This is a genomic window from Microbacterium sp. 1.5R (assembly GCF_001889265.1).
In the GTDB taxonomy this organism is placed as follows: Bacteria; Actinomycetota; Actinomycetes; order Actinomycetales; family Microbacteriaceae; genus Microbacterium.
On the sequence record NZ_CP018151.1, the window covers coordinates 2,832,582 to 2,844,968 of the forward strand.

Here is a 12,387-nt window from a genome sequence, read left to right on the forward strand (position 1 = left end):
GGGCCTCAGACCGTGGGCACGAGAGGGAGCAGCCCGCGCTCGGTGAGCGTGCCGCGAAGATGCGTCACGTCCTCGAGCACGACGTCGGCACCGGCGAGCTCGAGCGCGCCCGCGTCGTGGGCGCCCGTCAGGACGCCGGCGACGAGACCGGCGCCTGCGCGGCGGCCCGACTCGACGTCGCTGATCGTGTCTCCGGCGACAGCGACAGCGGCGACCGACGAGGTCTGCGTGCGGATCAGCGCCGCGAGCACGAGATCGGGTGCCGGACGCCCGCGCCCGGCGTCGACCGGCGAGAGGGCGAGGTCGATGAGCCCGCGCCAGCCCAGACCGTCGATCAGCGCATCGCGGGTGACCGGCGCGAATCCCGTCGTGAGCACGACCCTCAGACCGGCGTCCTTCAGCCCCTGGATCGCATCGGCCGCCCCGGGGATCTCGGTGACCCCCTGCTCGGCCACGATCTCGGCGTAGGCGCCTTCGAATGCGGCCGTCGCGCGCTCGGCGGCGGCACGGTCTCCTCCCGCGAGGTGCGTGAAGACCTCGATCTTGGACTGCCCCATGGTGGCGCGCACGTGCGCGAGCGCGTCGTCCCACGGCATCCGATCGGCGACGCCGGTGCGTTCGGCGGCGCGCTGGAACGCCGTCTCGACGACCCCGTCGTCGAGCACCGTCGTGCCGGCCATGTCGAGCACGATGAGTTCGAGCGCCGGTGCCGGAGCTGCGTCGAGCTGAGTGGTCATGGGGTTCCTTCCATTGCAGTTGTCCACCCGAAGGCGGCGGTGAGATTCTCTTCGGCGAGCCCCAGACCCGTGGTCATTCCGATGCCGGTGGTCGCGGCGAGCACCAGCACCCCCTCGTCGACCGTGTCGATGAGGAAGTCCTTCGACGCCTTCGCATACACGCCCTGCCAGCGCTCCAGCACCCGTGGGGTCGGCATCTCGAACAGCGCCTCCGCCTCGGCGAGGAACGCCGTGAACGCGGCCTCGGGTTGGAACGGCTCCGGCGCGGTCGATGTGGCGTGCGAGTCGCCGATGATGAGCGTGCCGTCCGGCAGCTGCGTGTACATCTGATTGAGATCGAGCGCGGCGAGGTCCGGACGCTCCGAATGCAGGCGATCGCGGAGCGCGGCGGTGGCGGCACCGTCGGCGAAGCGTCCGTAGCGGACGAGCGACCACCCGGTCAGCAGCGGGGCGGAGAGCGGATGCCGGAGACTCACCGCTGCACGCATCATGTCGAGAGCGCACCGGACGACGCCTGACCGTTCCGCCACCTCCGGCAGCAGCTGGTCGATGTCGTGATTCGCCGCGACGACGACCGCGCCTGTGGTGATCGCGCCTCTCGTCGTCTCGACGCGGCGTCCGGCGACGGAGGTCGCCGCCGTGCGGAAGCGGAAGTCGACGCCCAGTCCTGTGAGGTGCCGCACGATCGCCGCGGCGGCGGTGCGCGGATCGGTCTGCAGGTCGGTCTCGATGTGCGCTCCGCCGAGGAGTCCCCGGCGACGGAGCGGGGCGAGGCGCAGCAGCGCATCCGCATCGAGCATCCGGATGCCGCCATCGGCCGCCGCCTGCTCGAGCACGGCGATCTCGTCGGCGTGGCGGGCGGCGACCAGCGTCCCCGACTCGCGGATCCAGAACCCTGCATCCTGAGCGAGGCGCAGCCACAGGTCTCTGGACAGGTCCGCGTAGCGCCGGGCCTCCCCCGTCTGCGCGCCGATGCAGAGGTGGCCGAAGTTGCGGATCGTCGCGCCGACGGGAGCATCCGCTCTGTCGACGACGATGACGCTCAGACCCCGTCGCACCGCCGCGTACGCGGCGCCGAGGCCGATGATCCCCGAGCCGACGACCACGAGGTCGACGGAGTCGGTCGAGCCGGCGCGGCCGCTCATCGGAACACCTTGCGCATCCACATCGCGAGCCCTTCGACGACGAGCACCGTGACGAGGATCATCAGTACGATCGCCGTCACGGTCTCATAGCGCGAACCCTGGCTGGCGTTGAGCAGGTAGTACCCGACACCGCCTCCGCCGACGATGCCGAGGATGGTCGCGGCGCGGATGTTCGTGTCGAGCATGTAGAAGCTGTGCCCGATGAGGGCCTGCATGCCCTGCGGCACGGTCGCCGAGGCGTAAGTCTGCAGCCGGGTGGCGCCGACCGCCCGCAGGGCCCGCTCGGGCCCACGGTCGACCTCCTCGAGGGAATCGGCGATCAGCTTGCCGAGCAGACCGATGCCGCCGATGGCCAGCGCGATGACTCCCGCCTGGGCGCCGAGGCCGGTGATGACGACGAGTACGATCGCGAGGATCAGCTCGGGAATGCCGCGGATGCCGACGAGCAGGAAGCGCGCGATGCCCCGCGCTCCCGCTCCGGGTGCGACGTTGCTCGCGGCGAGGGAGCCGAGGATCAGCGACGGCAGCAGCGTGAGCACCGTCGCCGCGAGTGCGATCGCGACCGTGTCCCGCATGGCCGCGATCATCGCCGACGCCTCATAGCTGCCGAATGACGGCGGCCAGAACTTCGCTGCGACCTCGGGGAGCTTGGCCCAGAAGGTGAAGAAGTCCATCCAGTTGATCTGGCTGACGACGACGCTGCCGATGACGACGAGCACCGCCGTCCCGATGCCGATCGTGTTGCGCACCCGCTCCGCGGTCCACGGTCGACGCACGGCGGTCTGCGGGCTGGCCGCCCACTCCGGGCGCTCCGTCGTCGCCGCGCCCGTCGCCCCGCGCAGTCGCGGGTGGATGATGCGGTCGATCCACGACCGCGTCTGCCGCTGCTGGCCGAGCATTGCCCCGCGCACCAGGCTCGACACGATCTCCATCACGACGCACAGGACGAAGATGACCAGGGCGATGCCGAGGCCCTTGCCGTAGTTCAGCGACTTGAAGGCGTAGGACATCTCGAGTCCGAGGCCGGCCACGCCCACGTAGCCGAGCACGACGCTGCCGCGCAGGTTGATGTCGTTGCGGTGCAGCACCGTCGCGACCCAGCTCGGCAGCACCTGGGGAAGGATTCCTGAGGCGAACTCCTGCATCTTCGATCCGCCCGCGGCGCGGATCGCGAGCCGGGGGCCCTCGTCGATCTGCTCGATCGCGTCGGCGAACATCTTCGAGATCATCCCGATCGAATGGATGCCGATGGCGAGGATGCCGGGCAGGGTGCCGAGCGAGAACATGAGAACGAACGCCATCGCGAGCACGACGTCCGGCAGCGCTCGGGTGAGCACTCCCACGAACCGCGCGGCGGCACGCCATCCGTTGCCGGGGGTCGTGTTGGAGGCTGCGAGGTAGGCGATCGGCACCGACAGGGCGGCGGCGAGCAACGTGCCGACGAGCACGAGCCCGACGGTGAGGGCGATCAGCCAGGCGAGGTCGGCCGGTTCAGGGAACGAGAGGCCGCCGACTCGGGCCATGAAGTTCTCGGCGTTGCCCCAGCTCTGCACCATCGCCGGGATCGAGATGCCGACCTCGTCGACCGCGAGGATGCCGAGCACCAGGAGCGCCAGCAGCGTCAGCCCGGCGGCGATGCGCTCGGCGGAGATCGGGCGGCGAGGAGCTCGATCGGCGACACTCGTGCGTGCGGGGGTCGCGTGCCCCCGCGGCGGGTCCGAGAGGACGGTCATGAGGCCCGCGCCTTGTCGAGCTGGGCGACGTCGACCGTGATCTCGGTGAGTTCGTCCTGCACGGCGCGGATCTCTGCGGTGGTCGTGGCGACGCGGCCGTAGATCTCCATGACCTCGGCCTTGGTCAGGTCGCCGGTCGGGGTGTCGAGCACGATCTCGCCGTGGCGCAGCCCCACGATGCGGTCGGCCCACGAGATCGCGAGGTCGACCTGGTGCAGGCTGCAGACGACCGTGAGCCCCTCGTCGGCGGCGATCTCACGGATCAGCGCCATCACCTGGTCGCTGGACTCCGGGTCGAGGGATGCGACGGGCTCGTCGGCGAGCAGGATGTCGGGCTTCTGCATCAGCGCGCGGGCGATCGCCACGCGCTGCTGCTGGCCGCCGGAGAGGGTGTCGCTGCGCTGATAGGCCCGGTCGAGCAGCCCGACGCGATCGAGGTGCTCGAGGGCGCGCAGCTTCGCCGCCTTCGAGTAGCCCCAGAGGCCGAGCCGCGGGCCGCGGACCTCCGACAGAGATCCGGTGAGCACGTTCTCGAGCACCGTCAGCGAGGGCACGAGCTCGAACTGCTGGAAGATGAATCCCACCCGGCTGCGGAGGGCGCGCAGCGCCTTGCCCTTGAGCGTCGGGACCTTCGCGCCGAGCACCTCGATCTCACCCGAGGTCGGCACCTCGAGACCGTCGAGGTGGCGCAGCAGCGTCGACTTGCCCGAGCCGGAGAGCCCGAGCAGCACGACGATCTCGCCGCGTGAGACCTGCAGCGATGCGTTCTTCAGCGCGGTGGTCGAGCCGAAGGTCTTCGTCACACCGTCCAGGCGGATGAGGGCATCGGTTGCCGTGTTCATGTCAGTTCTCCAGGGTCGTGGCGTCGAGCGTGATTCTTGCGGGTGAGCGCCCCGCGCTCCGCTGCCCCGGGGTGGGAGCACACTGCGGAACGGGGGCGCTCGGCTGACGCTGCGGTCAGCGATCGGGCGTCAGCCCTGGCACTGCTCCGCTTCGGTCTCCTTGCAGATGTCGCGGATCAGGTCGTAGTACGCGTCGTCGACGGGCTTGGTGGCGTAGAACACGCTGCGGAACGCATCAGTGTCCGCGCCCTCGATGCCGGCGGCGATGATGTCGTCGATCGTGATCTCGGAGAGTCCGTCGATGAGCTCCTGCGCGACGTCGTCCGGCAGTGTCGACGAGTAGACGAGCGGCGCTCCGGGGACCATGGTCTCGTCGATGACCTTGACGGCATCCGACTTCTCGACCTCGGAGTCCTCGGCGAATCCGACCTCGCACTCGACGCCTTCGCCGACCTTCTGCACGCTCACGTCATGCTTGCCCGCGAAGACGGGCGTGATGTCGGCCTTGGGGTCGATGCCCGCCTCGAGCAGGTTGTAGGAGGGGAAGAGGTATCCCGACGTCGACGAGGGATCGACGAAGCAGACCTTCTTGCCGGCGAAGTCCTCGATGCTCGAGATGTCGCTGTCGGCAGGCACGATGGCCTGGGAGTAGTACCCGGGCTCCTGGCCCTCCTCGGTCACGATCGAGGAGATCGGGGTGAGCTTCGCGCCGTTGTTCGTGGCGGTGACGTAGGTGAAACCGGAGAACGAGGCGACATCGACCTTGCCGGCGACGGCTGCCTCGATGAGCGCCGCGTAGTCGGTGGACTCGTGGTACTCCACCGTCTTGCCGGTGATCTCGGCGATGTAGTCCATGAGCGGCTGGTAGTTCGTCTCGGTGTCGACCGAGTCGGGCACGACGCCGAAGACGAGCGTGTTCTCGTCGACGGCGAATCCGCCGGCGGCCGATGATGCGTCGGCACCGGACGCGCCGGTGGCCTCTGCGGAGCCGGAGCAGGCGGCGAGGCCGAGCGCGAGGATCGCGGCGCCGGCGAGTACGGGGAGAGCGCGGAGCTTCATGAGGACCTTTCAGAGTGGGAGGGGTGATCCACGAGCCACTCTGACAGGGCAACAGCCAAGATATGTACCTAACTTGGAAGAGTTCAAGGTCCGTTCACCCGGTCTTTCCTCGGATGAACATCGAGGGAACGCGCAACCGTTCCACCTCGGTAGCGAAGTAGTATGCCTATGTGGCCGAAGCTGTATACACCCAGATCGCAGACGACCTCCGCGCGCAGATCGCGGCGGGCACCCTGCGCCCCGGCGACGACGTGCCGACCGAGGCGGAGCTCGCCGAACGGTGGCGCACCTCGCGGGGTCCGATCAGGAACGCCCTCGCCGCCCTGCGCGGAGAGGGCCTGATCGAGACGGGGCGGGGACGCCCCGCGCGGGTCGTGTCGCGCAAGGCCAGCCAGGCGGTCGATGTGTCGGTGCCGTTCACTCGCTGGGCCCGCGATCTCGGGGTGACTCCGGGCGCGCAGACGCAGGAGTTGAGCCTTCGCAGGGCCGGTGACCGCGCAGAACTGCTCGGAGTGTCGCCCGAAGACACGATCGTCAGTGTCGTGCGACTGCGCCTGCTCGACGGCAGGCCGACGATGCTCGAGCGGCTCTTCTACACCGAGGCAGTAGGACGACGACTGCTCGACGTCGACACGGACGAGGTCTCGATCACGGAGTACCTCGGGTCGGTGGGACACCCGATCGTCGGGCTCGAGCACCAGATCGACGCCGTCGCCGCCGACGAGCAGGATGCCGCCCTGCTGCGCGTGCCGCAGGGAACGCCGATCCTTCGACTCAGCCGCATCTCCCGTGATGCGAGCGGGCGCATCTTCGAGGCGTCCGAAGATCGCTACCTCAGCGAGGTGGTGCGGTTCACGGTCGCGGCGTCGGGGATCTCGACGGACGGGCACTACATGCGTGCAGTGGGCGGCTGAGAGCCGGCCTGTCGATCGGCATCGATTCCTCGAGGTGACTCGTCGGAGGAAGCCGATCGCGAGCGCGATGGGGATCAGATTCCAAAGACCGCGCTCGCGATCACAGCGCTGGGGATGCGCTATTTCTGGGGTATACCCAATGTAAGCGCCCGGCTACACCATGGAACACGGTCTATAGTCGAGATCTACCCTGGACTTTCGTCTAGGTTTCACGGCGAAAACCCCGGAATTCCGCGGATCTGGCTCCCAGCGTACCGGAATACCGGTACGCAATCCCTGCCATTTTCAAGCCGGGATGCTGGGATGCCGGAGGCGTCAGACGATCGGCAGCAGCGCCGAGACGACCCAGCGGCCGTCGACTTCGCCGGCGCTGAATTCGCCGCTGGCACCGAGAACTCGTTCGGCCATGCGGCCGATGCCCGTGCGGCTCGAGGAGAGCTCTCGACGCGGCGTGACGGAGAGCGGACTGCTCACCGCCATCTTCGCGGCGTCGTCGTCGATGTCGAATCGGATCTCGACTTCGCCCGCGCCGGCGTACTTGAGGACGTTGGTGGCGGACTCTCGCATGATGCGCGCGAGGATGATCTCGGCGGCCCGCGGGACGCGCTCATCGGAGGGGTCGCCGATGACGGCCACGGCATGGCCGGCGGCTTCGAACTCCTGCGCGGCCTCCTCGACGGAGGCCACCAGATCACCGGAGGGCATTCCCTCGGAGCGGGGTCCGTCGTCTGCGAGGTCGATCACGAAGCGGAGGTCGGTCATCGCCTTGCGTGCGGCGATGCGAATCGCCTCCTGCGAATCTCTGCTCGTGCGATCGTCGTCGAGCATCTGCACGTGCAGCGCCACCACGGTGAGGTGGTGCGCGATGCTGTCGTGCAGCTCGCCGGCGATCCAGCGCCGCTCAGCGAGTACTGCCTGGCGTTCCTGCTCGGCCTTCTCGGCCAGTTGCATCTCGAGCGTCCGCCCTCGAGCGAATGCCAGGCGAAGCGCATAGCCGACGGCTCCGGATACTGCGGCGCCGACCAGGAAGATGCCGATGTTGAACGCATCCGTCGAATCGCCCATGGCGACCAACGCGGATGCGACGAGGAAGACTCCGACATAGGACAGGACCAGTGAGGTCCACCCCAGGCGCACGATCAAGCCGGCCGCGAAAGCGGCGACGGTCAGCACCTGGGCTTCGATGCCGGGGATGAAGGATAGGGCGAACACGACGCCGAGGGCGTATGTCGCGATGAATGGCGACCAGAGGAAGAGGCCGAGGACTGCAGTGGATGCGATCCCGATTGCCGCTGTCAGAGGTTCGAGCCCCGGAGGGAGGAACAGTCCGACGATGTCGAAGATGACGATGGTCCCGACGACCGCCAAAACGGCGATGCGTTCTATCGTGCTGAGCTTCTCGCCCCTGCCGAGTCGGGTGACGTCAGAGCGGTCACCCGTCGAAAGACTTGAAGCCATACTTCAGTATCTCCTTTTCGCCATATAGATTAGCGGTAGAAGCCGAAGAAGTGACCAACCTGGTTCCAGAAAGACATATACGTTCACCTCCTTTATTGCACTTTTGACTAGCGATGTACTCATCTTCTCGGTGATCTGCGAGCGGCACATCTGTCTCACGGCTACACCTCGATAGCCAAAGGTCTAATACCTCGCGCCGCAGGTAGACCCCGGTTAGGCTTCCTCCATGTCCCAAATCCGCGTCGTGATCGTCGATGACGATCCCCTGGTGCGCTCAGCGCTCTCTCACTTCGTCTCCCGCGACCCGGAGATCACGGTGATCGCCGAGGCGGAGTCCGGGCTCGAGGGCATCGAGGTCGTGGAACGCGAGCGTCCCGACGTCGTGATGATGGACGTGCAGATGCCGGAAATGAACGGCATCGAGGCGACGGCGGTGATCAGCGAACGCTGGCCTGAGATCAAGATCCTCGCGGTCACCACGCTGGACGGCAGCGACACCGTGCTTCCGATGCTCAGCGCAGGTGCGTCGGGCTATCTGCTGAAGGACTCGAGCGCGGCGAGCATTCTCGAGGGTGTGCGAGAGGTGTACAGCGGAGCGAGCTCGCTGTCGCCGCGGATCGCGTCGCTGCTGATCAAGCACGTGCGGGATACGGAGCCCGTCGGGGGCGACGACACCCTGGAGGCGCTCACGGATCGCGAGCAGGAGGTGCTGCAGCGACTCGCGCAGGGGATGTCCAACGCCGAGATCGCGCGCACACTGATCGTGTCGGAGGGAACCGTGAAGGCCCACCTCGGCCGCATCATGTCGAAGTGGCACGTGCGCGATCGCGTGCAGATCCTCGTCACGGCAGCGCACGCCGGGCTGGTCGACTTCCGCTGAGGCGGGACCCCTGACCGGCGAGACCGCTGACCGGCGGGATCGCTGACCGGCGGGATCGCTGACCAGCGGGATCATTGGAGTGAGACTGTTGAGGCGCGTCCATTGAGCCGGGCACGGCGAGACGGGCCCGTTGAGCCGGGCACTGTGAGTCCGGCCCGCTGGGGCTGGCTCGCTGAGTCTGGCCGGCTGTTCGGGATCAGCAGCACTTGCCGTGAGGATGCCGCCGCGTAGCACCCGGTTCGAACGAGGCACCTTCGGTCACGGTCCGCGGGGAGGCTGTGTTGTGGGGTGCGCCAGCGTTGGTCGGGGTCCCACCAGTTCGGTCCACGGACTTCGGGGAGCCCGTTGTTCATACGGATCTCCCACTGCGAGGTGCCCAGGGATCGGTGGTGCCACCAGCACAGCGGCACACCGTTGTCGGTATGGGTCGGCCCACCGCGGGCGTGTTCGGTGACGTGATGGATCTCGCACCAGGATGCGGGCACGTGACACCCGGGGATGAGGCATTCCTTGTCGCGGACGATGATCGCCCGGCGTTGATGCACGGTGAACACGCGGTCGGTGGTGCTGATCCCGATGATGCGCCCCTCGTCCAGGAGCACCCGTTGGATCGCCCCCGCACATGCGGTCTGCGCCGCGACGGACACAGGCACATGCGCACCGGATCCGGGGATCGTCGCCCACCCGCCATTGCCCGCACCACCACCCGCGCCGGCGATGCCCGCACCGAAGGCAGAACCTTCCGCATGATGGGCGAGGTCTGTCGCGTCGACGGTGACGACGAGCACCGGGGATGCACCACCGAGCGTGGGCATGTCCTTGTGACGGGCGGCTATCGCGAGAGCGGCGGCGAGAGCATCGTGGCGTTTCTGCGACGCCGTGCGATCATCGAGCACGCTGCGCTCATCCACATTGAACGGATCAACACCCGGGTCAGCACCGGTGTCTGTGTCTGTGTCTGTGTCTGTGTCTGTGTCTGTGTCTGTGTCTGTGTCTGTGTCTGTGTGACCGGTGTCACCGCTGGGGGTGAAGAACACTCCCGGCATGGGCGGGCCGTCACCCTTCGGGTTCAGCATCGCGTCCAGGATCAGCTGCAACTGGGCCGCGGCATCCGGAGTCAGATACCCCCGGATCGCATGCATCCCGTCCGTGAGACGACCGATCGTGATCCCGCGCTTGCGCCGCGCGTCCTCATCCTTCGGCTCCTCCCCGTCCGGGTCGAACATCGAGGCGAGATCCTCCGCAAGAGATTTCAAATCCTGCACCGTCGGCGCCGGACCAGAATCCGAGCCCCCGCCGATCCCGTGCCCGCGGGCGCACCCCGCCAACGCCACATCCGCCGCCAGCCGCTGATCCGAGCTCAATCGGTCCCACACCCGCTCGATCGGGCCCGTCGCCGCCAGAAACCCCGCCACACCCACCACACCATCCAACAAGGCCACGCGCATCTCCGACCACCGCGCCGGCATCCGCTCCCCCGCCAGACTCACCGGCCGGCGCACCAGATCGACGACCCTGTCGACCCGGGACGCACCCCGCACATCCACGCCCACCATCCGCTGCACCAGCTCGTTCACCCCGCGACACCCTGCCGCATGCGGAAAATCCACAGGATCCCCGGTCGCCACGGTCTCCACGATCACCGCCTCGGCCCGCCGGAACACGGCCCCCGCCGCCTGCAGCACCGCGACACGCTCCGCATCGCTCAACCCCGCCAACGCGTCATCACACAGCACCGCATCAAGGTCAGTGACGACCCGACCCAGACGCTCCACGATGCTGTTCATACCCTTGAGTCAACACGGGGCCACCGACATTCGACCCCCGAAACCAGTCCGATTTATCCCAGATCACAGCACGTATTCCAATCTCCCGGAATGCCGCACAACGCAGGCACAGGAGGAGCGGAGAGACCAGTCGACGAGGGCAGAAGAGACAAGAGGAGCGAGAAACGAGGAACGAGAAACGAGGAACAAGGAACAAGGACCCAGACACGAGGAACGAGACCCCAGACCGAGCACCCGTCACGGGGCACCCGATCAGCGCCGGAGCGGCTCGGCCTTCATGAAGACGTCGACCGCGTCTTCGCTCTCGAGCTCGAAGCCGTGCCTCTCGTACAGCCGTCGCGCCGGACTGCCCTGCAGCACATTGAGGCGGAACGGCCGGTCATCGCCCGCATGACGCGTCTCCAAGGCGTCCGCCAGCACCGCGGAGCCGAGGCCGCGGCCCTGCTGAGCGGGATCGAGGTAGAAGTGCTCGATCCACACCGCGTCGCTCTCGGGCCTCACCGCGATGAGGCCCACGTCCTGTCCGGCCACCACGATCACTCGCGTGTTCTGCGGGACGAACCCATCGAGGAACCGCTGCCGCACACGCACCGGGTCGAAGCGTCCGAGACGCTCCAGATCGGCGCGCATGACGATCGCTCGCAGCTCCGACATCCAGTGCGCATCCGACGGACTGCTCTCTCGAAGACTCCACCCGGCGCACACAGCATCCATACAATCACGCAGGCCACGCACCCGGAGCGACCACGACCACGACCACGACCACGACCACAGAACCACCGCTGCAGAACCACCGCTACAGCGCGAGCAGCACGATCCCGCCGGCGACGACCGCGGACGCGGCGAGACGCCATCCGGGCCTGCTCTCCTTCAGGGCGAAGACACCGAACAGGCTGACCAGCACGACGCTGACTTCGCGCAGCGGCGCGACCAGTGCGACCGGAGCGATCTGGATGGCCGTGAGCACCAGGATGTACGAGAGCGGCGACAGGATACTGAAAGCCACGATGCGCTTCCACTGCGTGCGGCCGAGCGCGCGAACGGCCGCCCATCGGCCTCGGACGCCGAGCGAGTAGAACGGGATCTCGAGCAGCATCGTCCCGACCATGAAGGCGACGGGCGAGAGGTTCCACGTGCGCACGGCGTTGGCGTCCCAGATCGTGTAGACCGCGATCGCGACGCCGGTGAGCAGACCGAACACGAGCCCGGGATCCAGGCGACGCGACCGGTCGGCGCGTCCTCGGTCGACGAGACCGATCGCGACGACTCCGAGGATGATCGCCGCGACGCCGGCGAGCGCGAGGGCCGACGGACGCTCCCCGAGCACCAGCACGGCGACGATCACAGAGAGGAACGGCCCGGTGCCCCGAGCCGTCGCGTAGACGGTCGAGAGGTTGCCTTCGCGATATCCGCGTTGCAGCACCGCCATGTAGGCGACGTGCAGCACACCGGAGACTCCGACGCCGAGCAGGAACGCCAGAACGTCGTCGGTGCCGAGCCCGCCGGTGAACGGCACGACCCCGATCCAGACGGCGGTTCCTCCGACGGCCCCCCACCAGAGGAACGGCGTCCCTGCGCGGCTCACGCCGTGGGCGATGATGTTCCATGCGGCGTGCGTGACGGCTGCGGCGAGGACGAGAGCGAAGGCGAGAGCGGACATCAGAGACCCTTCCGTTCTTCGCGGGCGCGACGAACAGGGTCCTCCGGGCTTTTGTCCTGTCAGATGACGGCGCTCCTGCGGAGGAGCACCGTGGCGCCGCTCGGACCAGACGGGACGAACCCCGGAACCCTAGGCGCTATCGAGATCGACCGTACCGGCCGATGGTGACGAG

At 67.8% G+C, this 12,387-nt stretch carries 11 protein-coding genes; 2 read left to right on the top strand and 9 right to left on the bottom strand.

The features are described 5' to 3' along the window. Positions 1 to 5: 5 nt before the first annotated feature. The 5 genes from BMW26_RS13630 to BMW26_RS13650 all read right to left on the bottom strand — a co-directional run bounded on the left by BMW26_RS13630 (position 6) and on the right by BMW26_RS13650 (position 5,516). A complete protein-coding gene (locus BMW26_RS13630) occupies positions 6 to 737 on the bottom strand; it encodes an HAD family hydrolase (RefSeq protein ID WP_072591725.1) in 732 nt (243 codons plus the stop codon). Further along, a complete protein-coding gene (locus tag BMW26_RS13635) occupies positions 734 to 1,882 on the bottom strand; it encodes a TIGR03364 family FAD-dependent oxidoreductase (RefSeq protein ID WP_072591726.1) in 1,149 nt (382 codons plus the stop codon). Before BMW26_RS13635 ends, BMW26_RS13630 begins: the two co-directional genes overlap by 4 nt. Continuing rightward, positions 1,879 to 3,615: a PhnE/PtxC family ABC transporter permease gene (locus BMW26_RS13640; RefSeq protein WP_072591727.1), complete on the bottom strand. Its 1,737-nt coding sequence runs from the start codon at positions 3,613 to 3,615 to the stop codon at positions 1,879 to 1,881. The genes BMW26_RS13635 and BMW26_RS13640 overlap by 4 nt, the downstream gene beginning before the upstream one ends. Next, positions 3,612 to 4,457: a phosphonate ABC transporter ATP-binding protein gene (gene phnC, locus BMW26_RS13645; protein ID WP_053097586.1), complete on the bottom strand. Its 846-nt coding sequence runs from the start codon at positions 4,455 to 4,457 to the stop codon at positions 3,612 to 3,614. The genes BMW26_RS13640 and phnC overlap by 4 nt, the downstream gene beginning before the upstream one ends. 129 nt (positions 4,458 to 4,586) lie before the next feature. Continuing rightward, positions 4,587 to 5,516, bottom strand: coding sequence for a phosphate/phosphite/phosphonate ABC transporter substrate-binding protein (locus BMW26_RS13650; RefSeq protein ID WP_072591728.1), 930 nt, complete (start codon positions 5,514 to 5,516; stop codon positions 4,587 to 4,589). 170 nt (positions 5,517 to 5,686) lie between these two features. Between BMW26_RS13650 and BMW26_RS13655 the strand changes: the two genes are divergently transcribed. After that, entirely contained in the window at positions 5,687 to 6,430 is a 744-nt protein-coding gene (locus tag BMW26_RS13655; protein ID WP_056279618.1) for a GntR family transcriptional regulator, read from the top strand. 315 nt (positions 6,431 to 6,745) lie between these two features. On the opposite strand, the gene BMW26_RS13660 is transcribed toward BMW26_RS13655, so the two are convergent. Next, positions 6,746 to 7,888 (bottom strand): sensor histidine kinase, encoded by a 1,143-nt coding sequence (locus tag BMW26_RS13660; RefSeq protein WP_072591729.1) that lies wholly within the window; start codon positions 7,886 to 7,888, stop codon positions 6,746 to 6,748. Between the two features lie 226 nt (positions 7,889 to 8,114). Between BMW26_RS13660 and BMW26_RS13665 the strand changes: the two genes are divergently transcribed. Next, the gene (locus BMW26_RS13665) at positions 8,115 to 8,768 is read left to right on the top strand and encodes a response regulator (protein WP_222839407.1); all 654 of its coding nucleotides are present in this window, start codon (positions 8,115 to 8,117) and stop codon (positions 8,766 to 8,768) included. A gap of 71 nt (positions 8,769 to 8,839) precedes the next feature. On the opposite strand, the gene BMW26_RS13670 is transcribed toward BMW26_RS13665, so the two are convergent. The 3 genes from BMW26_RS13670 to BMW26_RS13680 all read right to left on the bottom strand — a co-directional run bounded on the left by BMW26_RS13670 (position 8,840) and on the right by BMW26_RS13680 (position 12,215). After that, complete coding sequence (locus BMW26_RS13670; RefSeq protein WP_072591730.1) at positions 8,840 to 10,555, bottom strand: HNH endonuclease signature motif containing protein; 1,716 nt, start codon at positions 10,553 to 10,555, stop codon at positions 8,840 to 8,842. Positions 10,556 to 10,807: 252 nt separating this feature from the next. Beyond that, positions 10,808 to 11,209 carry a GNAT family N-acetyltransferase gene (locus tag BMW26_RS13675; protein ID WP_261987849.1) on the bottom strand — a complete coding sequence of 134 codons (402 nt, stop codon included), beginning with the start codon at positions 11,207 to 11,209 and terminating at the stop codon, positions 10,808 to 10,810. Positions 11,210 to 11,351: 142 nt separating this feature from the next. Then, positions 11,352 to 12,215 (bottom strand): EamA family transporter, encoded by an 864-nt coding sequence (locus BMW26_RS13680; RefSeq protein ID WP_072591732.1) that lies wholly within the window; start codon positions 12,213 to 12,215, stop codon positions 11,352 to 11,354. Between the last annotated feature and the right edge of the window lie 172 nt (positions 12,216 to 12,387).

Excerpts from the sequence above, each read along its gene's own strand:
- BMW26_RS13630 (WP_072591725.1), bottom strand. The coding sequence starts at position 737 with ATGACCACTCAGCTCGACGCAGCTCCGGCACCGGCGCTCGAACTCATC.
- phnC (WP_053097586.1), bottom strand. The coding sequence starts at position 4,457 with ATGAACACGGCAACCGATGCCCTCATCCGCCTGGACGGTGTGACGAAG.
- BMW26_RS13670 (WP_072591730.1), bottom strand. The coding sequence starts at position 10,555 with ATGAACAGCATCGTGGAGCGTCTGGGTCGGGTCGTCACTGACCTTGAT.
- BMW26_RS13650 (WP_072591728.1), bottom strand. The coding sequence starts at position 5,516 with ATGAAGCTCCGCGCTCTCCCCGTACTCGCCGGCGCCGCGATCCTCGCG.
- BMW26_RS13635 (WP_072591726.1), bottom strand. The coding sequence starts at position 1,882 with ATGAGCGGCCGCGCCGGCTCGACCGACTCCGTCGACCTCGTGGTCGTC.
- BMW26_RS13660 (WP_072591729.1), bottom strand. The coding sequence starts at position 7,888 with ATGGCTTCAAGTCTTTCGACGGGTGACCGCTCTGACGTCACCCGACTC.
- BMW26_RS13675 (WP_261987849.1), bottom strand. The coding sequence starts at position 11,209 with ATGTCGGAGCTGCGAGCGATCGTCATGCGCGCCGATCTGGAGCGTCTC.
- BMW26_RS13665 (WP_222839407.1), top strand. The coding sequence starts at position 8,115 with ATGTCCCAAATCCGCGTCGTGATCGTCGATGACGATCCCCTGGTGCGC.
- BMW26_RS13680 (WP_072591732.1), bottom strand. The coding sequence starts at position 12,215 with ATGTCCGCTCTCGCCTTCGCTCTCGTCCTCGCCGCAGCCGTCACGCAC.
- BMW26_RS13640 (WP_072591727.1), bottom strand. The coding sequence starts at position 3,615 with ATGACCGTCCTCTCGGACCCGCCGCGGGGGCACGCGACCCCCGCACGC.